This window comes from Nocardioides sp. LML1-1-1.1 (assembly GCF_040676175.1).
Taxonomy (GTDB): domain Bacteria; phylum Actinomycetota; class Actinomycetes; order Propionibacteriales; family Nocardioidaceae; genus Nocardioides.
Genome location: NZ_JBEGHK010000001.1, coordinates 799,173 through 820,478 on the forward strand (window position 1 = coordinate 799,173; position 21,306 = coordinate 820,478).

Here is a 21,306-nt window from a genome sequence, read left to right on the forward strand (position 1 = left end):
ACCCAGGCATTCGCCCTTGCGGCATGTGCACGACAGCACCACGCCCTCTCGGCGGGACGCGTCGCCGTCATCTACCTACCCGGATAGGCCCAGCACCAGGGGCAGCACCGCCGCGGCACCGGCGTCGTGGAGCGCGGCCGCGGCGAGGGTGAGCGACCACCCGGTCACCAGCCGGTCGTCGACCACCAGCACCCGGGCGTCGCGGACCGCCTCGGGCTCGTCGAGACGCAGCGCGCAGCGGCGGGAGACCGCGGCGACCCGCTGGGCTGAGTTGGTTGCGCCGCGGTCGGGACCCACGTCCGGGTCCACGACCGCCCAGCGGCCGACGACCGGGAGCCCCAGGAAGCGGGACAAGCCGGCGGCCAGGTCGGCGGTCAGCTGGGGCTTGCGCTCGGACTCGGCGACCACGATCGCGTCGACCTTCGGCTGCCAGTCCTGCAGCAGGGTGACCATCGCCCGGGCGAGCGGGTCGGGGACCGGGCCGTCGGGGGCGTCGGCCGCGAAGAGCCCGCGCAGCGCGGCCCCGTGGCCGAGGTCGGTCAGCCGCGCGATCGCCCGGCCCGGCTCCGCGGGCTGCTTGATCTTGCCGGACAGCCCGACTCCGATCGCGGCGAGCCCGGTGGGCCACAGCTTGCGGGGCTCGATCGGCACGCCCGGCCGGGCCAGCCGGTCCGCGGCCTCCTCGACCGCGGCCGCGGAGACGTCCGTGGACAGGGCCAGGCCACCGCAGTTGTCGCAGCGACCACACCGCCAACCGGGGTCGGCGAGCACCTCGGGGTCGTCGAGCTGGCGGCGCAGGTAACGCATCCGGCACTCGTCGGTGGCGAGGTAGTCGAGCATCGCGCGCTGCTCGACCTCGCGCGCCTCGGCGACCCGCTGGTAGCGCTCGGCGTCGTAGGACCAGGGCTGGCCGGTCGCCTCCCAGCCGCCCCGGACCCGGCGGACGGCACCGTCGACGTCGAGCACCTTGAGCATCGTCTCCAGCCGGTTGCGGGAGAGGTCGACCCGCGGCTCGATCGCGGCCGTGCTCAGCGGACGGCCCTCCTCGGCGAGCACGGCGAGGGTGTCGCGGACCAGCTCCTCGCGCGGGAAGGCCAGCGAGGCGAAGTAGGCCCAGATGTCGCGGTCCTCGATCGCCGGCAGGAGGACGACGGAGGCACCGTCGGGCGGCAGGTTGCCGCCACGGCCGGCACGGCCGACCTGCTGGTAGTAGGCGACCGGGCTGTTGGGCGCCCCGAGGTTGACCACGAAACCGAGCGAGGCGTCGAAGCCCATCCCCAGCGCGCTGGTGGCGATCAGCGCCTTGACCTCGCCGTCGATGAGCGCCTGCTCGAGGGCGAGCCGCTCGGTCTGCTCGGTCTGGCCCGAGTAGGCCGCCACCTGGTGCCCGCGCGAGCGCAGGTAGTCGGCGACCTCCTGGGTCGCGGCGACCGTCAGGCAGTAGACGATGCCGCTGCCGGGCTGCTCGGACAGGTGGTCGGCCAGCCAGGCCAGCCGTTGCTCCGCGGTCCTCAGCCGGACCACGCCGAGCCGGAGCGAGGCCCGGTCGAGGGTGCCGCGCAGCACCAGGGGGCCGGTCCCCGGTCCGGCAGCACGGCGGGAGGAGGACTGCCGCAGCTCGCTGCCCTCATGTCCTCCGGAGACGGGCTCGGACGAAGCCAATTGCTCGGCGACGTCCGAGGTGACCCGCTCGTTGGCGGTGGCGGTGGTCGCGAGCACCGGGATGCCTGATGGGAGGTCCTGCAGCAGCGTGCGGATCCGGCGGTAGTCGGGACGGAAGTCGTGGCCCCAGTCGGAGATGCAGTGCGCCTCGTCGACGACCAGCAGGCCGCAGGTCGCCGCCAGCCGGGGCAGCACCTCGTCGCGGAAGCCGGGGTTGTTGAGCCGCTCCGGGCTCACCAGCAGCACGTCGACCTCGCCCGCCTGGATCGACGCGTGGATCTCCTCCCACTGCTCCATGTTGGTCGAGTTGACCGTGACCGCCCGGATCCCGGCCCGCTCGGCGGCGGCGATCTGGTTGCGCATCAGGGCGAGCAGCGGCGAGATGATCACCGTCGGCCCGCTGCCCTGCTCGCGCAGCAGCAGGGTCGCCACGAAGTAGACCGCCGACTTGCCCCACCCGGTGCGCTGCACGACGAGGGCGCGCTGCCGCTCGACGACCAGCGCGGCGATGGCCGCCCACTGGTCGTCGTAGAGCCGGGCGTCGGGTCGGCCGACGAGGGCCTGGAGGTGCTCCTCTGCCCGGTCCCGGGTCGCATCGGTGCTCATGCCGACGTGTCTACCAGCGACGCCCGACACAATCCCGTCGTCGTCCCCACCGTCATCCACAGTTGCTGTGAATCACCTATGAGTGGGCCCGAATTCCGGGATTCCTGCGACAACCCCCGTCGGCGCGGGCTAGTGTCGGAGACGCAGCCGCTGGTGACCCGAGACGCCGGCGGCTGCACCTTTTTTCAGGCCCGCTCCGCCCACCACGTCCGGGCCACCTCGAAGCGCGAGCCGACCTGCCACCGGGCCAGCACGTCGCCGACGTGCTTCTCCACGCCCTTGACCGAGATGCCGAGGGCGTCGGCGACCTGCTGGTTGGTGGCACCGGCCGCGACCAGCCCGGCCACCTCGGCCTGCCGGGCGCTGAGCGGCGCCGCGGGCACGGCGTCCGGGCGACGGAGCCGCTCGGGCCCGACAGCGGCGAGCAGCCCGATCCGGGTCGGTACGCCGAACGCGCACAGCACCCGCGACACGTGGGTGCGCACCGTGGCCGGGGAGAGGAACAGCAGCCCGGCGATCTCGTCGACCTCGCGGCCGTCGAGGACGTGCTCGGCGACCTCGCGCTCCCGTTCCGAGAGCACCTCCCAGCCACCTCCGGCGACGGGCGGCAGCCGGCGGCGGGCGGGCTGGAGGGTCGAGGCCGCGGAGCGTCGTACGGCGTGGTGACCGGTCGCGTCGCTCGCCTGCACCAGCTGCCGCAGCTCCCGGCTGGCGCCGGCGACGTCGTGCGCGGCGATCCGGGCCCGGGCCAGCACGATCTCGCCCTCGGCCGCCTCCACCCCGCGCCCCTCGCGCCGGCAGGCGGCGATGCTGGCGGACAGCTCGGTCACGGCGGCGTCCACGTCACCGGCCTGCAGCAGCAGGCGCGCCCGGGCGCGTCGTACGGTCGGCCGGGAGACGGGGTGCTCGCCCAGCCGTTCCAGCGCCGCGAGCCAGGTCTGGGCGGCGGCGAGGTCGTCCTCGGCGAGCGCCGCGACCAGGAACAGCTCGAAGCCCAGGGCCCGGTCGATGATCGTGCAGCGGCCGAGGTCACCGTCGTCCCCGGCCCGGAACACCAGGCTCGCGGCCGCACCCGCGTCGCCCACGGCGATCGCGCCGAAGGCCAGCAGGAGCAGCACGCCGCGGTCGACGAAGTCGCGCTCCCCGCCCGCCGGCCCGGCGGCGCCGGCGACGCTGCGTCGTACGCCGGCGGGGTCGTCGGCGTTGCCGAGCACGAGCCCACCGACGGCCTCCACCGCCGTCGCGAGCCGCTCCCCCGGCGAGACCGAGGACCGCATCGCGGCGAGCAGCGCGGTGGCCCGGCCGATGTCGCCGGCGAAGGTGGCCGACCGGACGCCGCACACGTGCATCATCGGCGCGAACGGGTGTCCTTGCCAGGCGTCGGCGGGCGGCGGCCCGTCCGCGAGCACCGCACCGGCGTCGACGACGCGGGCGGAGACGAGGGCGGCCTCGGCGAGGAGGTAGCGCACCAGCGACCACCAGGGTGCGGCCGGCTCCGGCGCCGCGGCCAGCAGCGCCGTCCCCTCGGCCCAGGCCGGACGCCCGTCGGCGGTGAGGTCGCCGGCGGCGGCCAGCGCGGTCACCGCGAGGGCCAGGGCCCGCGCCTCGTCGTCGCGGGCTCCGTCGCGGGCCCGCTCGGCCCACCCGGACGCGGCGGCGAAGTCACCCCTCCAGAACTGCGTCAGCGCACCCAGGCCCGCGGCCACCGGGTCGGCGGCGGGCTCCCACCACGTCACGCACGCCTGCTCCGCGCCGGCCACCTCGCCCCGCGCCAGACGGGTGAGCACCTCGCCGGCCCGGTCGGTGCGCTCCATGACCGGCAACCTAGTCGCGCGCGGCGCGCGATTACGCCGATTCCCTACTTACCGCGCCCGCTGCCGCCGCGGGAGAGTCGCGTCCATGACGCGTGCACTGTTCGCCGGCCTCCTGCTCGTGGCCGCCCTCGCGACCGGTTGCGGCGACGACGGGGACGCCGGCGACGACGACAAGAAGAGCGCCGCCACGGCGGGTGGCGAGGAGAGCGCGGGGCTGCCCAAGTTCTGCGACCTCCTCACCGCCGAGCAGGTCACCGGGGCCGTGGGGGCTCCCGTGACCCTGACGGCCGCCGCCTTCGACGCCTGCGAGATCGACCAGGAGGACCCGCGGGCGCTCAGCGGCTCGCTGGGCGCCGTCGCGGTCGACAACGGCAACGGCGGGTACGACGCCTACCGCTCCGGCAGCAAGGCCACGCTCGAGGGCGCCGTCGAGCACCCGGTGGACGGCGTCGGCGAGCAGGCCTACGTCACGACCGGCACCTTCGGTGGCGGCGAGAGCCTCCAGGCGTCCGGCGGCGCGCTGGTCGACGGGAACGTCTACACGGTGACCCTGACGCAGAGCCGGGGGATGACCGAGGACGCCCTCGTCGAGGTCAGCCGGAAGCTGCTCGAGCTCCTGGTCGACGCGGCCTGAGCCGGGCCGCCGCTACGCGTCCGGCTCGCCGAGGGTCGCCCGCGCGGCGTCGTAGAGCGCCACGACCTCGCGGCGGATCTCGCCCCGCTCGGTGATCGGCCCACCGGGCCACCGGATCCGGCGCTCGCCGAGCGGGCCCTCCGGACCGATCACCGTCCAGGTGCCGGCCTCACCGTCGACGTCGCTCATCGACGCCGCGGTCGCCTCCGGGACGCCGGCGGCGCGGACGATGAGCAGGTTGTCGTCGAGGTGGTCGCCGTTCATGTGGGCGAGCACCGCGTCGACGACCTCGGGGTCGAAGGCGTGCGGGACGCGGGTCACCAGATCCGCACCCGGTCGGCCGGGTCCAGCCAGAGCCCGTCGCCGGGCGCGGTGCCGAAGACCTCGTGGAACTCGTCGAGGTTGCGCACGATGTTGGCGCGGAACTCCGGCGGGCTGTGCGGGTCGATGGTGAGGTACTGCTGCTCCTGCTCCAGGCGGCGCTTGGTGCGCCACACGTAGGCCCAGTTGAAGAACAGCCGCTTGCGGTCCTCGACCGACGCCTCGCCGCCCTGCGCGATGAGGAAGGCGGTGTGGGCGATGGTCAGGCCACCGAGGTCGCCGATGTTCTCGCCGACGGTGAGCGAGCCGTTGACCGTCTCCTCCGGCAGGTTGCGCGGCGAGAAGCCGTCGTACTGGTCGATGAGCGCCTTGGACTTCACCTCGAAGGCGGACTTGTCGTCCGCGGTCCACCAGTCGTTGAGGTTGCCCTCGCCGTCGTACTGCGCGCCCTGGTCGTCGAAGCCGTGGCCGATCTCGTGGCCGATGACCGCGCCGATGCCGCCGTAGTTCTCGGCCTCCAGCGCGTCCGGGCTGAAGAACGGCTTCTGCAGGATGCCCGCGGGGAAGCAGATCTCGTTGGTGCCCGGGTTGTAGTAGGCGTTGACCGTCTGCGGCAGCATGAACCACTCGTCACGGTCGACCGGCGCGCCGATCTTCGACAGGTGGCGGTCGGTCTCGAAGGCGGAGGCGGCCTGGGCGTTCGCCACCAGGTCGTCCGGTACGACGACGAGCGCGCTGTAGTCGCGGAACCTCACCGGGTAGCCGATCTTCGGCCGGAAGGTGTCGAGCTTGGCGTAGGCGCGCTCCTTCGTCTCCGCCGTCATCCAGTCGAGCTTGCTGATCGACTGGCGGTAGGCCGCGAGCAGGTTGGCGACCAGGTCGTCCATCTTCGCCTTCGACGACGGCGGGAAGTGCCGGGCGACGTACTCCTTGCCGACGGCCTCGCCGATGGTGCCCTCGACGAAGGACACCGCCCGCTTCCAGCGCGCCCGCAGCTCGGGCGTGCCGGACAGCGTGCGGCCGTAGAAGTCGAAGTTGGCCTGCACGAAGGCCTCGGAGAGGTACGGCGCGGCGGAGCGCAGCACCCGCGAGAGGAACCAGTCGCGCCAGCTCTCCACCGGGGTCGCCTCGAGGACGCCCGAGAGGTGCTGGAGGTACGACGGCTGCCGCACGACCACCTCGGCGATGGTCGCCTGCGGGCCGCTCAGGTGGCCGCCCAGGTTGGTGACGTAGGCGTCCCAGTCGAAGGAGGGGCACAGCGCCTTGAGCTCGTCGGCGGTGAGCCGGTTGTAGGTCTTCTGCACGTCGCGGGTCTCGGCCCGCTCCCAGTGCCCCTTGGCGAGGTCGGTGTCGAGCTCGAGCACCCGCGCGGCCGCGCCGGCCGGGTCCTCGTGGCCACCGAGGGTCAGCAGCGTCCGCAGGTAGGCGAGGTAGGCCTGCCGGATCTCGGCGAACTTCTCCTCGCGGTAGTAGGACTCGTCGGGCAGGCCGAGCCCGCCCTGGGTGATGTGGAAGAGGTAGCGGTCGGACTGGCGGTCGTCGGTGTCGACGTAGGAGCCGAACAGGCCGTAGCCGCCGATCCGCTCGAACTCGCCGAGGAAGGCGGCCACGTCGCGCACGTCGCGCAACCCGGCGACGGCGTCGACGAGCGGCTGCGCGGGCGCCAGCCCGGCGGCCTCGACCCGCTCGGTGTCCATGAAGGAGTTGTAGAGGTCGGCGATCTTGCGCGCGTCCTCGTCACCGGAGGGCGAGGCGGCGAGCTCGGTGATGATCACCCGCACGTCCTCCTCCGCCTGGTCGGCGAGCTGGACGAAGGGTCCCCAGCTGGAGCGGTCGGAGGGGATCTCCGTGTCGCGCAGCCAGGTGCCGTTGACGTGGCCGAAGAGGTCGTCCTGCGGGCGGGTTCCGGGGTCCATGCCCGGACGGGCGTCGTCGAGGATGCTCACGCAGGCGAGCCTAGGACGTGTCACCCAAATCGGCGTCGTCCCGAGCGGCGTTGCGGCCGACCCGGGCCTGCCTGGGACGGGGGTCCCCATTTGCAGGCCCCTTCCTCAGCCGGGGTCGCCGGGGCCCGATCGGGCTCGCATGACCAAGATCTTCCGACTGGTGCCCTGCCTCCTGCTGGGCCTCGTGTTCAGCATGGCCGCCGCGCCCGCGGGGTCGGCCGTCACCGCTCCCGCCCCCGCGCAGCGGGTCCAGGACGTCGTACCGACGCGGCTGCTGGTGCAGCGGCTGCTCGAGGACCGCGTGCTGGCCCTGACGAACGTCGAACGACGCAAGCATGGCTGCGCGCCGCTGCGGTCGAACGCCTACCTGCGCAAGTCCGCCCGCGGCCACACCGTGACCATGGCGCTCAACAACCTGATGTCCCACCAGCTGCCGGGCGAGCCGTTCTTCAGCAAGCGGATCACCCGGGCCGGCTACACCGGCTGGAGCCTCGTCGCGGAGAACGTCGCCCGCGGGTTCAGCGGGCCGACGTCGGTCGTGCGGGCCTGGATGAACAGCCCGGGCCACCGTCGCAACATCCTCAACTGCTCGCTGCGCGACCTCGGTGTCGGCGTCGTCCTCCAGGGCGGCCAGCTGTGGTGGACGCAGAATTTCGGCCGGCGCTGATCAGATCTGATCACCTCCGTCCGATTCGGTCCGGACGCGACGAAACGGTGGCCCGTTCGGACTAGACCAGGCCGCACGGAGCAACGATGTGACGCCCCGGGGCGCTCGCCGACCATCGATGACATGAACCGGGGGATTCACCGCATCGTCATCAGCGCGCTCGTCGCGGCCGCCGTCCTCGTGGCACCGTCGGGCGCCACCACCGCCGAGGCCGTCACCACGACACCGCGCGCGGCCGCCCTGACGCTCAGCGTCAACAACCTGCTCGAGAACACCGTCGTGGTGCTCACGAACACCAAACGGGTGCTGGCCGGCTGTCCGCCGCTGCGGATCAACGGCGACCTGCGCCAGGCCGCGCGGGCCCACGCCAAGCGGATGGCGACCTCCGGCGTGATGAGCCACCAGCTCGCGGGCGAGCCGGCGCTGGGCCGGCGGGTCACCCTCGCGGGCTACCTGCGCTGGACCCGGGTCGCGGAGAACATCGCCGCCGGCTACACCTCCGCCACCCTGGTCCTGCGGGCCTGGTGGAACAGCCTGTCGCACCGTCGCAACCTGCTCGACTGCTCGCTGCGGGAGATCGGCGTCGGCGTGGTGTGGACCGGCCGGACGATGTACTGGACGCAGGACTTCGGCCGGCGGTAGGACACCGGTGGTTGACAGGCCCACCATGATGAGCGGCGTGCGCCTCGGCTTCCCCGCCTTCCTCCTGGGCCTGCTCCTCACGACCGGCCTGCTCGCCCCGGCCGCGACGGCCGACGCCCGCCCGGCCCGCAGCACCACGACGCTGCGCCTGGAGAGCGACACGATGGCCCAGGTCAACCGGGTCCGGGCCCGGGCCGGCTGCCCGGCCCTGCGCGTCGACAGCGGACTGCGCTCGGCCGCGCGCCGGCACAGCGCGCTGATGGCGCGGCAGCGCAGCCTCAGCCACCGGCTCGCCGGCGAGGCGACCCTGCAGCGCCGGATCGCGACCGCCGGCTACACCGGGGCGACCATGCTCGGTGAGGTCATCGCCTACGGCCCCCGGTCGGCGTACGACGTGGTGAGCACGTGGCTGCGCAGCAAGCCGCACCGCGCGATCCTGCTCGACTGCCGGTTCCGGCAGGTCGGGGCGGGGCTGGTCGTCGACGGCGCCGGTCGCTACTGGTGGACCGTCGACGTGGGCCGTCGCTAGCGGATCCGGACGACGGACTTGCCCAGCGTCGCGCGGGCGTCCATGTCGGCCAGCGCCTGACCGAGCTCGTCGATCGCGTAGACCTTCCCGATCGGCGGCTTCACCGTGCCCGCCTCGATCATCGGGACGAGCTGCGCCCACTGCTGGGCGAGGTAGCCGGGCCGGGCGAAGGCGTAGGCGCCCCAGCCGACGCCGCGCACGTCGACGTTGTTGAGCAGCAGGCGGTTGACCTTGACCTCGGGGATCCCCTCGCCGGCGGCGAAGCCGACGACCAGGACCCGGCCCTGCGGCGCGAGCGAGCGCAGCGAGTCGGTGAACAGCGAGCCGCCGACGACGTCGAGCACGACGTCGACGCCCTGACCGCCGGTGAGCTCGCGGACGGCGTCCTTGAAGCCGTCGGACAGCACCGCCTCGTCGGCACCGGCGGCGAGCGCGAAGGCGCGCTTCTCCTCGGTGCTGACCACGGCGATGGTGCGGGCGCCGAGGCCCTTGGCGACCTGGATGCTCGCCGTGCCGACGCCGCCGGCCGCGCCGTGGACCAGCACGGTCTCGCCCTCCCGCACGCCGCCGCGCTCGTCGAGTGCGAACAGCGCGGTGAGGTAGTTCATGGGCAGCGCGACGGCCTCGTCGAAGGAGACCGCGTCGGGCAGGGCGAAGAGGTTCTCCGCCGAGCCGAGCACGAGCTCGGCGGCCCCGCCGTACGGCCCGACCCCGGCGACCCGTTGGCCCGGCGCGAACCCGTCGCCGGAGACCACGACGCCGGCGAAGTCCACGCCGAGTGTGAACGGCGGCTCGGGCTTGAGCTGGTACTCCCCCTTGCTCAGCAGCAGGTCGGGGAAGGAGACCCCGACCGTGTGCACCTCCACCAGCACCTGGCCGGGGCCGGGCGTCGGCTCGGGCACGTCGGTGACGACGACGTCGGAGGGGCCGGTGGTGGTGAGGACCTGGACCGCGCGCATGGAGCGCAGGCTACGCCGGGGCGGGTTCCGCGAGCGGAGACGGGGGTAGGAGGCAGCCATGTCCCCCGTGCACCCCGTGACGGCGTTCCTGGCGTCCCTGCTCCTCATCCTCCCGACGTACGGCGCCCTGGGCACCACCAGCAACGGCGGGCTCTGGGCCTGGTTCGCCGGCGGTGTGGCGGCGGTGGCCCTCCTCGGTGCGCTGCTCCGGCTGTTCCTGCCGCGGGCGCTGGCCCTGGTGCTGCTCGCCACGAGCGGCTACCTCGTCGTCGCGCTGGCCGGCCTCTTCGCGGTGGCCGCGGCGGGCGACCCGCCGGGCGACGCCGTGCTCGCGCTGCTCGTGGGCATCCCGGCGGCCGCCGTCGGGTCGCTGCTGGCGGCGGCGCTCACCGAGCACCTGGGTGCCGACGCGATGGCGCCGGCGGTGATCGCGATCGTGCTGGTCGGCCTGACCGGGGTGTCCGTCGCCCCCGCGGCCGGCGACGCGATCACCGACGCGCGCGACCGGGCAGCGGAGGTCGCCGACCTCGAGGCGTCGGGCCTCACGCCGTACCTGCCGGAGATCGCCGACCTCGACGTACGCCGGTCGGGGACCTCGCGCAAGGACGACCGGGTCGTCGGCTACTCCTACCGCTACGAGGTCGACCCCGACGCGCCCGCCTCGGCGGCGATCGTCCTGGACGTCAGCACGGAGCTGGCGATGTACCGCGACTGCGACACCTCCACCCGCGCGATCTACCAGTGCCGCGACGAGGGCGGCTACTACGTGCTCTCCCAGAACGGCGAGGACCAGTACGTCGTGGCGGAGCACGGCGGCAGCTATCTCCTCGCCTGGTACGTCGAGCCCGGCGAGGGCCTGCCCGACGCCGACGTGGTCGGCCGGGCGCTCGCGGACGCCGAGCAGGTGGAGTGGTCGGACGTCGTCGGCCTCGACTGACCTGTTTGGCGAGGCACCGGGCGGGGCAGATCGAGTCGCGTGAGTGACTGGACCGACTGGACGCAGAACCGGCGCATCGCCGATGCCGAGGAGGCCCTCGACGCCGAGCGCCGCGCGCGCAGCCGGCTCTCGGAGCAGATGCGCCAGCAGCAGGGCAACCTGCAGGGCCAGCTCGACCGGCTCACCCGGGCGATGGTCGCGCTCATCGAGCACGAGGACATCCGCGCCGAGCTCGGCCAGCACGCCGACGCCGCCACCTGCCGTCGCTACGCCCGCGAGGTCGTCGCCACCGTGGTGGTGACCGGTGGCGCGGCCCTGCGCGAGACCGCGGAGCCGGGCGACGTCCCGGGCTACTGGCTGGCGGCCGCCGCCCGCGGGGTCGCCGCCGTCGCCAACGGCGAGACCTCGGGCCACGGCCTGCTGGAGGCCGCCGCCCAGCGCGACCCGGCCCGCACCGCGCTCTTCCTGAGCCTGCTCGCCGCGCAGACCCGCGACCCGCGCTGGGCCGTCGGGCCCTTCGAGCGGGTGGTGCCGGACCAGGCCGAGGTGAGCGTGGCCCAGCGCCAGCTGTGGCTGGCCGTCGCCGACGACCGGCTGGCCGCCGCGGAGCCCGCCCTGGTCGCGGCGCTCACCCGCCTGCTCGACGCCGACCGCGACGCAGCCGCGCAACGGGTCGCGGAGTGGCTGCGCGGCCAGGTGCCGTCCGGCACCGGCCGCCTCGACAGCGAGCGCGCGGTCGCCCAGCTCCAGGTGCTGCAGCGCCTGCTCACCGGGGAGCGGCTGCCGGGCGACGAGCCGGCCGAGCCCGGCGAGACCCCCGAGGACCCGCTGGCCGACACCCTGCGCGCGCTGGTCGACGAGGGCTCCCCCGCCGAGGGCGACATCCTCGACCGGATGGCGGCCGCCCGTGCCGACCTCGGCTTCCTCGACGAGCGGGTCGGCGCCCGGGGCGCGACCTGGTCCACGCCGGCCGGCGACGTGCTCGACCTGCTGCTGGCCGACCTGGCCGAGCCGGCGGACTCCGGCCGCCACCGGCTCGCCCGCCGCGTCCTGAGCCCCCTCCTCGGCACGACGGCCGACCGGCTCGCCACCGAGGCGACCGCCGGCGTCGCGCCGACCCGCTCGGTGAGCGTCGTCGGGCAGACCATCGACGTCGAGGCCGGGGGTGCCCTGCGGGACTGGCGTCCCGACGTGCTCGCCGCGGCCGCGCGCCGCTCGCCCCGGCAGCCCTGGCTGCTGCAGGGCGGGCTGGCGGCGCTCGCCGTGGGCGTGGTGGCGATCGGGCTCGCGTTCGTCGCGGGCGCCTTCGCCGTGCTGGCCGTCGCCGCGCTGCTCGGGGGCGCGGCGGCGGTGGTCACCGCGCTCAACCAGGCCCGTCGCCAGCGCACCGCCCAGGAGTCCGCGGTGCGCTCGGCCGATCGCCAGGTCACCCAGCTCGCGGCGACGATCACCGACGAGACGGCACGCTCCACGAGCGCCGCCACCACCGCCAGCGCGCTGCGCGAGGCGGTCCGGGCCCAGCTCGGCTGATCAGGTGGCGTGCTCGGCGCGGTGCCGGGCCACCAGGTCGGCGTACCAGGTGAAGGAGCGCTTGGGCGTGCGCGCCTGGGTCTCGTAGTCGACGTGCACGAGGCCGAAGCGCTGGGTGTAGCCCTCGGCCCACTCGAAGTTGTCGACGAGCGACCACGCGTAGTAGCCGCGCACGTCCACGCCCCGCTCGATGGCCTCGGCGACCGCGGTCAGGTGCGCGTGGTGGTAGTCCACCCGCTGGTGGTCGTCGACCACCCCGTGCTGGTCCGGTCCCTGGTTGTAGGCGCAGCCGGACTCCGTGATCACGATCGGCGGTACGGCGGCGCGGAGCCGGGCGCGGAACATGATCAGCCACTCCCGCAGCGCGTCCGGCACCACCGGCCAGCCGAAGTCGGTGAGCGGGTAGCCGAGCACGTCGCGGAACTCGAAGGGCAGCTCGGCGGTCTCGTCGGCGGCCGCGATCCGCATCGGGTTGTAGTAGTTGACGCCGTAGAAGTCGAGCGGCTGGCGCATGGTGGCGAAGTCGCCGTCGCGCACGTGCTCCTCCAGCAGCATCGTCATCTCCTCGGAGTAGCGCCCGAGCAGCATGCCCTCCAGGTAGTGCCCGTTCCACAGGGCGTCGAAGAGCTTGGCCGCGCCCACGTCGGCCGGGTCGTCCGAGGCCGGCCAGATCGGGGCGTGGTTGTTGGCGCAGCCCACGCTCTCGGCGCCCGCGGCGCGCAACGCGATCGCGGCCCGGCCGTGCGCGACGAGCAGGTGGTGGCCGACGGGGAGCGCATCGAAGAGCAGCGCCTTGCCCGGCGCGTGCATCCCGACGGCGTACCCCATCATCGTGACGACGTTGGGCTCGTTGACCGGCACCCAGTCGGCGACCCGGTCACCGAGCCGCTCGGCGACGATCGCGGCGTAGTCGGCGAAGCGGTCGATGGTGGCGCGGTTGAGCCAGCCGCCGTCGTCCTCCAGCGCCTGGGGCAGGTCCCAGTGGAACAGCGTGGCCATCGGCCGGACGCCCGCCTCCAGCAGGCCGTCGACGAGGCGGTCGTAGAAGTCCAGCCCGGCCGCGTTGGCCGGCCCGGAGCCGGTCGGCTGGACGCGCGGCCACGCGATCGAGAAGCGGTAGCCCGGGGCGCCCAGGCGGCGCATCAGCTCGATGTCCTCGGCGTAGCGGTGGTAGTGGTCGCACGCGACCGCGCCGCTGGAGCCGTCGACGATCCGGCCGGGCTCCGCGGTGAACGTGTCCCACACCGACGGGCCGCGGCCGTCCTCGGCCACCGCTCCCTCGATCTGGTACGACGCCGTGCTGGTGCCGAAGCGGAAGCCTCCCGGCAACCGCGCGGCCAGGTCCCTCTCCCTGTCCTCCATCGGGCCCACCCTCCCACGTGGGCGTCCAGGGCACGGCCAGCTGCGCGTGCCCGACGACCCACGAGCCACAATCTGACATGTGAACGTCGAGATCCGCAGAGGTTCGAGCAGGTTCGCCGAGCGTGTCCCGGGTCGGCTGACCCAGCACGCCTTCTCGTTCGGGCCGGACCTGGACCCCGAACGGCTGTCCTTCGGGCCGATGGTGTGCCACGACGACCACCTGCTCGGCCGGGGCCAGGGCTTCGAGGACCACCCGCACGCCGGGCTGGAGATCGTGTCCTGGGTGCTCGCCGGCTCGCTGGTGCACACCGACGGCACGGGCGCCGCGGTGACGCTGGGCGCGGGCGAGTGCGGCGTGCTGACCGCCGGCGCCGGGGTGCGGCACAGCGAGCTCGCCGGCGACGGCGCCACCCGCTTCGTGCAGGTGTGGCTGACGCCGGACGACCCGGACGCGACGCCGTCGTACCGGACGGCGTCGGTGGAGCCGGGAGCCGGGCTGGTGCGGGTGGTCGGCGAGGGCGGTCCGCTGGCCGTCGGAGTCGCCGGCGCGGCCCTCGACGTCGCCCGGCTGGAGGCCGGGGGAAGCGTCACGCTGCCCGCCGCCGCGAAGGTGCACGCCTTCGTCGCGACCGGCGCGCTGCTGCGCTCCTCGCTCGCCGAGCCGCTGTCGGCGGGGGATGCGTTCTGCCTGACGGGCCCTTCGTCGTACGAGGTGACGGCGGCGGTGCCGACCGAGCTGCTCGTCTGGTCCTTCGCGGCCTGAGCCGTTCTGGCGCCGGGTCCTCGACGTTCCCCTACGCCTCGCCGAGCTCGTCGTTCCCGACGATCGTCGCCGCGATCTGGGCCAGCTGGCGGACCTGCTCGGGGCTGAGCCGCGAGAAGACCAGGTCGCGCACGTGCTCCACGTGGCTGGGCGCGACCCGGTCCAGCAGCTCCTGGCCGGCGTCGGTGAGCGTCACGAACTGGCGGCGCTTGTCCTCCGGGCACTGCTTGCGCACGACCCAGCCGCGCTGCTCCAGGCCGGTGACCGCGTGGCTGAGCCGGGACGGGCTGGAGGCGGTGAGCCGGGCCAGCTCACCCATGGTGAGCGTGCGGTCGGCCCTGGCGGAGAGGGTGGCGAGCATCCCGTAGTAGTTGTGCGGGATGCCGGCCTCCTCGCGCAGCCGGCGGTCGAGGGCCTGCGGGAGCGCCTGCACGATCCGGATGAGCGGCAGCCACGCTGCCATCTCGTCCTCGTCGAGCCACTCGGTCACGCGGACAAGTCTCCCAGGTCCAGGGTGTGCGCCGTGTGGTCCCTCTTGACCGCGAGGTAGCGCCGGTTGGCGGCGGAGAGGTGCACGCCCGTGGGGACCCGCTCGTCCACGCCGATCCCGTGGGCCGCGAGCTGAGCGGCCTTGTCGGGGTTGTTGCTGAGCAGCCGGATCCGGTCGGCGCCGACGGCGAGCAGCATCTGCGCGGCGGCGCGGTAGTCGCGCTCGTCCTCGCCGCGGCCGAGCGCCCGGTTGGCCTCGTAGGTGTCGAGGCCGGCGTCCTGGAGGGCGTAGGCGTCGAGCTTGGCGTACAGGCCGATCCCGCGCCCCTCCTGGCGCAGGTAGAGCAGGAAGCCACCCGCCTCCGCGATCCGCTCGACGGCCTCGCGCAGCTGCGGGCCGCAGTCGCAGCGCTCGGAGCCGAACACGTCGCCGGTCAGGCACTCGCTGTGCGGGCGCACCAGCGGCGCCTCGCCGCCCTCGGCCAGGCCCGCCAGCCGGCCGCGCCAGTCGCCGAGGCCGAGCAGCAGGTGCTCCTTGCCGTCGGCCAGGCCGGAGAAGGTCACCACGTCCGCGGTGGCGGCGTACCCGTCGGGGAAGCGGAGCGGTACGACGACCTGCGTGCGCACCTCGGCGGCGGGGGTGCGGGTGCTCGGCACCCGGGTCAGGCATGCGGTCATCGTCGTCTCCGTCCAGTTGTTTCAAGTTTGAAACTTCTGGTCCAAGGCACGCTGACGCCGCGCTATTCCGCCGGCCCGGGAAAATCTCAGTCGGCCGGGCGGAGCACGACGTCGTCGGGCACGACGAGCCCGTACTGAGCGACGGCGTCGACGAGCACCGCCGTCACCTGCCGGGTCAGTCGCTCGACCAGCTGCTCCTGGGACTCGTCGTGGTGGTCGAACCACCAGATGATGCTCGCGTCCACCATCCCCATCACGCTGACGAGGACGCCCTCGGGCGGGTCCGTGGGCAGCGGGGTCTCCCGCAGGTAGGACCGGGTGGCCTCGACGATCTCGCTCAGCAGCCGGGTCCGGCCCAGCCGGGCGCGGTGCAGCGCCTTGGTCTGCTGCTGCGCGGCGAGGAAGCGGAACAGGTGCGGGTGCTCGGCGGCCCACGCGACGCAGGGCCCGATCAGGCCGCGGATCACCTCGGCCGGCGTACCGGACCGGGACAGGTGGGGGCGCACCCGCCGCAGCAGCTCGGTGGCGGCGTAGCGCGCGACCTCGGCGTCGAGCTGCTCCTTGCTCGCGAAGTGCCGGTAGACGTTGGGCCGCGGGATGCCGGCGCGCTCGGCGATCTGCGCCATCCCGACGGCGGCGCCGCCGTCCTCGATGGCGTCGATGGCCGCCTGGACGACCTGCGCCCGGCGCGCGTCGCTCTCCAGCGCCTCGTTGGCGTTGCGCCGGCGCACGGTCGAGTCGACCCACTTCACCACGTCCACCACGAGACCGAGGTTACCTTGGACAAGCGGTCTTGGGTACAACTAGTATCCAGTAGCCGATACACCCTGTATCCCGACCTCGTGACCCGACAAGGACCGCCATGCCCCAGCGCCGCTCGCCGTGGATGAACACCGACCTCGACGACTTCCGTGACCTCGCCCGGACCTTCTGCGAGAAGGAGATCAAGCCGAACGTCGACACCTTCATCGCCAACAAGCAGGTCGACCGCGAGCTGTGGAACAAGGCCGGCGAGGTCGGCCTGCTCTGCCTCTCCATCCCCGAGGAGTACGGCGGCGGGGGCGGCACCTTCGCCCACGAGGCCATCCTCATCGAGGAGCAGGCCCGGGTCGGCGACAGCTCGTGGGGCGTCTCGCTCCACAACGGCATCGTCGCGCACTACATCCTCAACTACGGCACCGAGGAGCAGAAGCACGCCTGGCTGCCCAAGCTCGCCAGCGGCGAGGCCGTCGCCGCGATCGCGATGACCGAGCCCGGCACCGGCTCGGACCTGCAGAACATCAAGGCCAAGGCGATCCGCGAGGGCGACGAGTACGTCGTCAACGGCTCCAAGATCTTCATCACCAACGGTGCCCAGGCCGACGTCGTGGTCACCGTCGTCAAGACCAACCCCGAGGAGGCCGCAGCCGGCATCTCGCTGGTCATCGTGCCCACCGACACCCCCGGCTTCTCGCGCGGCAAGGTCCTCGACAAGGTCGGCATGAAGGGCCAGGACACCTCCGAGCTGTTCTTCGAGGACGTCCGGATCCCGGTCACCAACCTGCTCGGCAGCGAGGAGGGCCAGGGCTTCATCCAGCTCATGGAGCAGCTCCCGCAGGAGCGGCTGATCGTCGCGGTCTCCAACGTCGCGGCGATGGAGTTCTGCTACGACGAGACGATGCGCTACGTCCACGAGCGGCACGCCTTCAACCGGCCGATCTGGGGTTTCCAGAACACCAAGTTCAAGATGGCCGAGGTCGCCACCGAGGCCCGGGTCGCCCGCTCCTTCGTCGACGAGTGCATCACCCTGCACCTCGAGGGCCAGCTCGACATCCCGACCGTCGCGATGGCCAAGCTGTGGTGCTCCGAGCGCGCGCAGAAGGTCGCCGACAAGTGCCTGCAGCTGCACGGCGGCTACGGGTACATGAACGAGTACCCGATCGCCCGCGCCTGGGCCGACCTCCGGGTCTCGCAGATCTACGCCGGCACCAGCGAGATCATGAAGGAGATCATCAGCCGGTCGCTGCCCGCGCCCAGCTGACCCTCGCCCGTCAGCCCGCCGGCTCGCAGGTCACCGGGAGGTCGCCGTCCGGCTCGGGAGCACCGACCTCGCACCTCCAGGTGACGCCGCCGCCGTCGTAGCACGTGGCCATGACGGTGGTCGCGAAGGCCTCGTCGCGGCCGCCGAGCTCCTCCGCGGGGATCGTGTACGACGCGCAGGTGTAGCCGACCGAGGTGCTGCCGGTGTCGAGGTCGCCGGCGACGATCCCGGCGGCGGCCAGGGTCGTCAGCGCCAGCACGGCGCGCCGGGTGCGGTGCACGGGTCGCTCAGTCCGCGCAGCTCACGGTCGCGGCGTAGGCCAGGCTCGGGTCGGGGACCTCGTGCGACACGGCATCGGCCCTCGTCAGCGCCGCGGTCAGGTCGGCGCAGGTCACCGACCCGCAGCCCGGCCCGCTGAACACGCCCCAGCCGTCGTCGTCCCGCGTGACGACGTAGGGCTGGTCCTGGCCGCGCACCTGGAGCATCACCGCGCCCGGTGCCAGCGGGTCGGTCCGGGTGACCTGCGCGCGGGGTGCGGCATCGAGCAGCGCGGCCTTCGCCGTGTCACCGCGCGCCGAGGCGCACTCCCCGGCGTCCGGGTCGTTCTCGTGGCTGCACGCCGCCAGGCCCCACCCGGCCACCGTGAGCAGGACCGCGGTCGCGGCGCTCCCCCGGCGGCTCACTCGACACCCGGCGGCAGGTCGGTCGGCATCATCGCCTCTTCGCCGGGCCCGGGGTCGTCGACGATCCCGGTGCAGGACATGAAGACCTGGCCGAAGTCGTCCGGCGGCGCGGTCGCGCAGTCCATGTCCTCCGGGTCCATGTGCGGCCAGCGCGCCGGCACGATGCCCGTGGCGCAACCGTCGCCGCTCATCACGACCCAGCCGCGCCGCTGCTTCACGACCTCGTAGACGCCCTTCTGCCCGTCCCGCTCGACCGCGACCCGGGTCACCTCGGGCTTCCGCTCGAGCACCCCGGTGATCTCGGTCTCCGCGTCGGCGGTGGCCAGCACCGCCGCCTCGGGCGTCCTGCCGACCTCGGCGGTCACGACGTAGTCCGGGTTGCGCGACCACGGCAGCTCGGCACAGTAGTCGGGCCCGGCCTCGACCAACGGCAACCCGTCGTTCTCGTGGCCGCACGCGGTGAGCCCCCACGACGCCGCCACCAGCACGGCCGCAGCGGCCCCTCTCCCCCTCAGCATGCGCCGACCCTAGGCGGATCAGGCGAGGATCCGCAGCGCTTCCGGCATCAGCTCCACGACCAGCGGCTCCGCACCCGCGCCCGGCAGTGCCCCGAGCGCCTCGCCGTCGGCGCCGACGGGCACCGCGGCACCACCGGCGTACGTGCCCGACAGGGTGACCCGGCGGCCGGTCAGCACGCTCACCTCGTCGAGGGCGACGTGGCCGCCGTCGTACACCTTCGGCAGGGAGCGGATCAGGTCCAGCCGACCGGCGGCCTCGATCACCACGACGTCGAGCAGGCCGTCGGAGACCGAGGCCGTGGGCGCGATGGCCATGCCCTTGCCGTAGTAGCGGGAGTTGGCGACCACGACGGTCGCGGCCTGGTGGGTCGAGCGGGCGCCGTCGACCTCGAGCACGCAGTCCACCGGCCGGTACGTCGCCAGCGCCCGGACCGCGGCGACCGGGTACTGCAGCCTTCCGGGCAGCCAGTGCGAGCGGTCCACGATCTCCGCGGCCCGGGCGTCCACGCCGGCGTACACCGACCCGGCGACGACGCTCTGCACCCCGCCGACCGTCGCGCGGAGCAGGTCGATCCGCCGTTCCTCGGCGTCGAGCAGCAGCGCGGCCTGGGCGGCCGTGTCCTGCGGGACCTCCAGCATCCGCGCGAAGTCGTTGCCGCGCCCGGCCGGGACGACGGCGAGCACCCCGTCCGCCTCCGCCACCGCGCCGGCGACCGAGGAGAGCATCCCGTCGCCGCCCACGGAGACCACGACCGCGTCTGCCCCCACGGCAGACGCGACCAGCGCAGGGGTCTCCGCGGCCGAGGTCGTGTAGGTGACCTCGACGGTGGCGCCGGCCTCGCGCAGCGCCCGGGCGAGCGGTACGACGACCCGCGGGGCCGCGCCCCCACCCGAGCTCGGGTTGACGAGGAAGGCGAACGAGCGGGTCACGGGACCAGCACCCCGGGGTTGAGGATCCCCGCCGGGTCGACGGCCTGCTTGACCGCACGCAGCACGGTGGCGCCGACCTCGCCGATCTCCGCGGTCAGGTAGGGCCTGTGGTCGGTGCCGACCGCGTGGTGGTGGGTGATCGAGGCGCCGGCGGCGACGATCGCCTCGCAGGCCGCGGCCTTCGCGGGCAGCCAGGTCGCGAGCGGGTCGTCGCCGCCGGGCGCGGCGACGGTGAAGTAGAGCGAGCAGCCGGTGGCGTAGACGTGCGAGACGTGGCAGAGCACCATCGCGCCGGGCAGTGCGGTCTCCAGCGCGGTCTTCACGCGGGTGTAGAGGTTGTCCCGGTTGCTCCAGAAGGTCACCGTCTCCAGGGTCTCGACGAGGACGCCGACGTCGAGCAGGCTGTCGCGCAGGTACGGCGCGTTGAAGCGGCCCTCGGCCCACTTCTCGCCCGGGGCGGCTCCGAGCGCGGTGCCGCCGAGGCCGGAGAGCACCTCGGTGACCGCGGCCTTCTTCGCCGCGACCGCGGCGGGGGTGCCCTCGTAGCCGACGATCATCAGGCAGCCCGGTCCCTCCCCGTCGGCAGCGTCGTCGCCGCCGATGGCCTCGGGGTCGGCGAGGTTGATCGCGGTCTCGTTCTCGTCGGACAGCCGCAGCACGGTGGGCAGCAGGTCGGACTGCGCGAGCGCGCGCATCGCGTCGGCGCCGGCGGCGAAGGAGGACCAGCGCCAGCCCTCGTACTCCTTGACCTCCGGCAGCGGGCGGACCCGGACGGTGACCTCGGTGATCACGCCGAAGGCGCCCTCGGAGCCGAGGAAGAGCTCGCGCAGGTCGGGCCCCGAGGCGTTGGCGGGCGAGGCACCGAGCCGGACATCGCCGACCGGGGTGGCCACCCGTAGGGCGACGACCATGGCGTCGAAGCGCCCGTAGCCAGCACTGGACTGGCCGCTGGAGCGGGTGGCCGCGAAGCCGCCGATCGAGGCGTACTCGAACGACTGCGGGAGGTGGCCGAGCATCAGCCCGTGCGCGGCCAGGAGCGCCTCGGCCTCGGGGCCGCGCAGACCCGGCTCCAGGGTCGCCGTCGAGGAGACCGGGTCGAGGGCGAGCAGTCCCCGCATCCGGCCGAGGTCCAGCGAGACCACCCCGGCGAGGCCGGCCGGGTCGGCGACCAGGCCGCCGGTGACCGCCGTACCGCCACCGAAGGGGACGACGGCCACCCGGTGCTCCTGGGCCCAGGACAGGACCGCGACGACGTCGTCGTGCCCACCGGGCCGTACGACGGCGTCGGGCGCGTCACCGAGGTCGCCGCCGCGCTGCCGGAGCAGGTCGGGGGTCGACTTGCCGCGGGTGCGCAGGCGTCGTACCTCGTCGTCGACGAGCACGTGATCCTCGCCGACGACCGCGCGGAGCCCGGCGAGGAGCTCCTCGGAGAGCCGCGACGCCGGGACCGTCACGTCGTCGCGGGCCGGGGTGTCGGCGACCGGGAAGACCATCGCGACGAGGTCGCGCACGCCGTCCGGCAGGCCGTGCGCGGAGGCCGGGTCGCCCCACCGGGTGGCGGGCATCTCGGGCTGCAGGACGGAGGGGCGCTCGATCGTCATGTGTTACAGTGTTAC

The 21,306-nt window shown here is 73.8% G+C and carries 22 protein-coding genes; 8 read left to right on the forward strand and 14 right to left on the reverse strand.

Annotated features, from left to right (window positions below; genetic code table 11):
* Positions 1–75: 75 nt before the first annotated feature.
* Together MRBLML1_RS03885 and MRBLML1_RS03890 are read right to left on the reverse strand one after the other, a co-directional pair.
* Positions 76–2,268: a RecQ family ATP-dependent DNA helicase gene (locus MRBLML1_RS03885; RefSeq protein WP_364511657.1), complete on the reverse strand. Its 2,193-nt coding sequence runs from the start codon at positions 2,266–2,268 to the stop codon at positions 76–78.
* Positions 2,269–2,453: 185 nt separating this feature from the next.
* Positions 2,454–4,082, reverse strand: a complete 1,629-nt coding sequence (locus tag MRBLML1_RS03890) for a LuxR C-terminal-related transcriptional regulator (RefSeq protein WP_364511660.1) — start codon at positions 4,080–4,082, stop codon at positions 2,454–2,456.
* Positions 4,083–4,167: 85 nt separating this feature from the next.
* Here MRBLML1_RS03890 and MRBLML1_RS03895 point away from each other — a divergent pair, with 85 nt between their 5' ends.
* A complete protein-coding gene (locus MRBLML1_RS03895) occupies positions 4,168–4,716 on the forward strand; it encodes a hypothetical protein (RefSeq protein ID WP_364511663.1) in 549 nt (182 codons plus the stop codon).
* Positions 4,717–4,728: 12 nt separating this feature from the next.
* Here MRBLML1_RS03895 and MRBLML1_RS03900 read toward each other — a convergent pair whose 3' ends face one another.
* Together MRBLML1_RS03900 and MRBLML1_RS03905 are read right to left on the reverse strand one after the other, a co-directional pair.
* The gene (locus MRBLML1_RS03900; RefSeq protein WP_364511666.1) at positions 4,729–5,037 is read right to left on the reverse strand and encodes a DUF2470 domain-containing protein; all 309 of its coding nucleotides are present in this window, start codon (positions 5,035–5,037) and stop codon (positions 4,729–4,731) included.
* Complete coding sequence (locus MRBLML1_RS03905; RefSeq protein WP_364511668.1) at positions 5,034–6,983, reverse strand: M13 family metallopeptidase; 1,950 nt, start codon at positions 6,981–6,983, stop codon at positions 5,034–5,036. Before MRBLML1_RS03905 ends, MRBLML1_RS03900 begins: the two co-directional genes overlap by 4 nt.
* Positions 6,984–7,122: 139 nt before the next feature.
* On the opposite strand from MRBLML1_RS03905, the gene MRBLML1_RS03910 reads away from it, so the two are divergent.
* The 3 genes from MRBLML1_RS03910 to MRBLML1_RS03920 all read left to right on the forward strand — a co-directional run bounded on the left by MRBLML1_RS03910 (position 7,123) and on the right by MRBLML1_RS03920 (position 8,821).
* Complete coding sequence (locus MRBLML1_RS03910) at positions 7,123–7,650, forward strand: CAP domain-containing protein (protein WP_364511670.1); 528 nt, start codon at positions 7,123–7,125, stop codon at positions 7,648–7,650.
* Positions 7,651–7,773: 123 nt separating this feature from the next.
* Positions 7,774–8,292, forward strand: coding sequence for a CAP domain-containing protein (locus tag MRBLML1_RS03915; RefSeq protein WP_364511673.1), 519 nt, complete (start codon positions 7,774–7,776; stop codon positions 8,290–8,292).
* Positions 8,293–8,299: 7 nt separating this feature from the next.
* Positions 8,300–8,821: a CAP domain-containing protein gene (locus MRBLML1_RS03920; RefSeq protein ID WP_364511677.1), complete on the forward strand. Its 522-nt coding sequence runs from the start codon at positions 8,300–8,302 to the stop codon at positions 8,819–8,821.
* On the opposite strand, the gene MRBLML1_RS03925 is transcribed toward MRBLML1_RS03920, so the two are convergent.
* Complete coding sequence (locus MRBLML1_RS03925; protein WP_364511680.1) at positions 8,818–9,780, reverse strand: NADPH:quinone oxidoreductase family protein; 963 nt, start codon at positions 9,778–9,780, stop codon at positions 8,818–8,820. The two genes, MRBLML1_RS03920 and MRBLML1_RS03925, sit on opposite strands and share 4 nt — an antisense overlap.
* A 58-nt stretch (positions 9,781–9,838) precedes the next feature.
* Here MRBLML1_RS03925 and MRBLML1_RS03930 point away from each other — a divergent pair, with 58 nt between their 5' ends.
* Positions 9,839–10,717 carry a hypothetical protein gene (locus MRBLML1_RS03930; RefSeq protein WP_364511682.1) on the forward strand — a complete coding sequence of 293 codons (879 nt, stop codon included), beginning with the start codon at positions 9,839–9,841 and terminating at the stop codon, positions 10,715–10,717.
* Positions 10,718–10,756: 39 nt separating this feature from the next.
* On the forward strand, positions 10,757–12,247 hold the full coding sequence (locus MRBLML1_RS03935) for a hypothetical protein (RefSeq protein ID WP_364511685.1): 1,491 nt from the start codon (positions 10,757–10,759) through the stop codon (positions 12,245–12,247).
* Here the strand turns inward: MRBLML1_RS03935 and MRBLML1_RS03940 are convergent, their stop codons facing one another.
* Positions 12,248–13,609 (reverse strand): GH1 family beta-glucosidase, encoded by a 1,362-nt coding sequence (locus MRBLML1_RS03940; RefSeq protein WP_364511688.1) that lies wholly within the window; start codon positions 13,607–13,609, stop codon positions 12,248–12,250.
* Between the two features lie 79 nt (positions 13,610–13,688).
* On the opposite strand from MRBLML1_RS03940, the gene MRBLML1_RS03945 reads away from it, so the two are divergent.
* The gene (locus MRBLML1_RS03945; protein WP_364511690.1) at positions 13,689–14,372 is read left to right on the forward strand and encodes a pirin family protein; all 684 of its coding nucleotides are present in this window, start codon (positions 13,689–13,691) and stop codon (positions 14,370–14,372) included.
* Positions 14,373–14,403: 31 nt separating this feature from the next.
* Here the strand turns inward: MRBLML1_RS03945 and MRBLML1_RS03950 are convergent, their stop codons facing one another.
* The 3 genes from MRBLML1_RS03950 to MRBLML1_RS03960 all read right to left on the reverse strand — a co-directional run bounded on the left by MRBLML1_RS03950 (position 14,404) and on the right by MRBLML1_RS03960 (position 16,303).
* Positions 14,404–14,862: a MarR family winged helix-turn-helix transcriptional regulator gene (locus MRBLML1_RS03950; RefSeq protein ID WP_364511693.1), complete on the reverse strand. Its 459-nt coding sequence runs from the start codon at positions 14,860–14,862 to the stop codon at positions 14,404–14,406.
* Positions 14,859–15,539 (reverse strand): GTP cyclohydrolase II, encoded by a 681-nt coding sequence (locus MRBLML1_RS03955; protein WP_364511696.1) that lies wholly within the window; start codon positions 15,537–15,539, stop codon positions 14,859–14,861. Before MRBLML1_RS03955 ends, MRBLML1_RS03950 begins: the two co-directional genes overlap by 4 nt.
* A gap of 86 nt (positions 15,540–15,625) precedes the next feature.
* The gene (locus MRBLML1_RS03960) at positions 15,626–16,303 is read right to left on the reverse strand and encodes a TetR/AcrR family transcriptional regulator (RefSeq protein ID WP_364511699.1); all 678 of its coding nucleotides are present in this window, start codon (positions 16,301–16,303) and stop codon (positions 15,626–15,628) included.
* 98 nt (positions 16,304–16,401) lie between these two features.
* Here MRBLML1_RS03960 and MRBLML1_RS03965 point away from each other — a divergent pair, with 98 nt between their 5' ends.
* Positions 16,402–17,559, forward strand: a complete 1,158-nt coding sequence (locus tag MRBLML1_RS03965; protein ID WP_364511701.1) for an acyl-CoA dehydrogenase family protein — start codon at positions 16,402–16,404, stop codon at positions 17,557–17,559.
* Between the two features lie 10 nt (positions 17,560–17,569).
* On the opposite strand, the gene MRBLML1_RS03970 is transcribed toward MRBLML1_RS03965, so the two are convergent.
* The 5 genes from MRBLML1_RS03970 to MRBLML1_RS03990 are packed head-to-tail and all read right to left on the reverse strand — an operon-like array spanning position 17,570 to position 21,291.
* Positions 17,570–17,839 carry a hypothetical protein gene (locus MRBLML1_RS03970; RefSeq protein ID WP_364511703.1) on the reverse strand — a complete coding sequence of 90 codons (270 nt, stop codon included), beginning with the start codon at positions 17,837–17,839 and terminating at the stop codon, positions 17,570–17,572.
* 7 nt (positions 17,840–17,846) lie between these two features.
* Positions 17,847–18,242, reverse strand: a complete 396-nt coding sequence (locus MRBLML1_RS03975; RefSeq protein ID WP_364511706.1) for a hypothetical protein — start codon at positions 18,240–18,242, stop codon at positions 17,847–17,849.
* Positions 18,239–18,760 (reverse strand): hypothetical protein, encoded by a 522-nt coding sequence (locus tag MRBLML1_RS03980; RefSeq protein ID WP_364511709.1) that lies wholly within the window; start codon positions 18,758–18,760, stop codon positions 18,239–18,241. Before MRBLML1_RS03980 ends, MRBLML1_RS03975 begins: the two co-directional genes overlap by 4 nt.
* Before the next feature lie 18 nt (positions 18,761–18,778).
* Complete coding sequence (locus MRBLML1_RS03985) at positions 18,779–19,690, reverse strand: diacylglycerol/lipid kinase family protein (protein ID WP_364511712.1); 912 nt, start codon at positions 19,688–19,690, stop codon at positions 18,779–18,781.
* Entirely contained in the window at positions 19,687–21,291 is a 1,605-nt protein-coding gene (locus MRBLML1_RS03990) for an FAD-binding oxidoreductase (protein ID WP_364511715.1), read from the reverse strand. Before MRBLML1_RS03990 ends, MRBLML1_RS03985 begins: the two co-directional genes overlap by 4 nt.
* Positions 21,292–21,306: the final 15 nt, after the last annotated feature.

Coding starts and splice junctions, on each gene's coding strand:
- MRBLML1_RS03910 (WP_364511670.1), top strand. CDS start 7,123: ATGACCAAGATCTTCCGACTGGTGCCCTGCCTCCTGCTGGGCCTCGTG.
- MRBLML1_RS03925 (WP_364511680.1), bottom strand. CDS start 9,780: ATGCGCGCGGTCCAGGTCCTCACCACCACCGGCCCCTCCGACGTCGTC.
- MRBLML1_RS03965 (WP_364511701.1), top strand. CDS start 16,402: ATGCCCCAGCGCCGCTCGCCGTGGATGAACACCGACCTCGACGACTTC.
- MRBLML1_RS03980 (WP_364511709.1), bottom strand. CDS start 18,760: ATGCTGAGGGGGAGAGGGGCCGCTGCGGCCGTGCTGGTGGCGGCGTCG.
- MRBLML1_RS03955 (WP_364511696.1), bottom strand. CDS start 15,539: ATGACCGCATGCCTGACCCGGGTGCCGAGCACCCGCACCCCCGCCGCC.
- MRBLML1_RS03930 (WP_364511682.1), top strand. CDS start 9,839: ATGTCCCCCGTGCACCCCGTGACGGCGTTCCTGGCGTCCCTGCTCCTC.
- MRBLML1_RS03890 (WP_364511660.1), bottom strand. CDS start 4,082: ATGGAGCGCACCGACCGGGCCGGCGAGGTGCTCACCCGTCTGGCGCGG.
- MRBLML1_RS03885 (WP_364511657.1), bottom strand. CDS start 2,268: ATGAGCACCGATGCGACCCGGGACCGGGCAGAGGAGCACCTCCAGGCC.
- MRBLML1_RS03915 (WP_364511673.1), top strand. CDS start 7,774: ATGAACCGGGGGATTCACCGCATCGTCATCAGCGCGCTCGTCGCGGCC.
- MRBLML1_RS03940 (WP_364511688.1), bottom strand. CDS start 13,609: ATGGAGGACAGGGAGAGGGACCTGGCCGCGCGGTTGCCGGGAGGCTTC.
- MRBLML1_RS03895 (WP_364511663.1), top strand. CDS start 4,168: ATGACGCGTGCACTGTTCGCCGGCCTCCTGCTCGTGGCCGCCCTCGCG.
- MRBLML1_RS03990 (WP_364511715.1), bottom strand. CDS start 21,291: ATGACGATCGAGCGCCCCTCCGTCCTGCAGCCCGAGATGCCCGCCACC.